A 518-nucleotide genomic window follows, 5' to 3' on the forward strand; every position below is an offset into this window, starting at 1 on the left:
TTAACTGCGGTCTTGCCCATGTTACCGGACAGAACGACAGAGTGCAGGTCAGCGGAGAAGGCACGGACTTCTTCCATGGCGCTCTTGTTGCGACGTACCAGGAAGTTGTAACCCAGAACTGCAGGAACCGCCACTGCCAGACCGATCGCCGTCATGATCAGCGCCTCACCCACTGGGCCCGCTACTTTGTCGATCGATGCCTGACCGGACATACCAATCGCTGTCAGCGCATGGTAAATACCCCATACTGTACCGAACAGACCAACGAACGGTGCTGTGGAACCAACCGTCGCCAGGAAGGCCAGACCATCTTGCAGACGGCTTTGGACTTTATCCACAGCGCGCTGGATGGACATGGAAACCCAGGTATTCAAGTCGATTTGTTCCAGCAGGGCACCTTCATGGTGTTCTGTGGCTTTGATGCCAGAATCAGCGATGAAACGGAATGGGCTGCCTTCTTTCAGGGAAGAAGCACCAGCTTGTACGGAGGCAGCTTTCCAGAACTTGGCGCGGGCATC

General features: G+C 55.6%; 1 protein-coding gene. It reads right to left on the reverse strand.

From position 1 onward, the window contains the following. Positions 1-518 (reverse strand): MotA/TolQ/ExbB proton channel family protein (locus tag AC1RVX_RS30015; RefSeq protein ID WP_493220248.1); only part of this gene is annotated, 518 nt, incomplete at both ends.

The sequence above is a fragment of the Undibacterium sp. GW821-FHT11B02 genome, assembly GCF_058808955.1.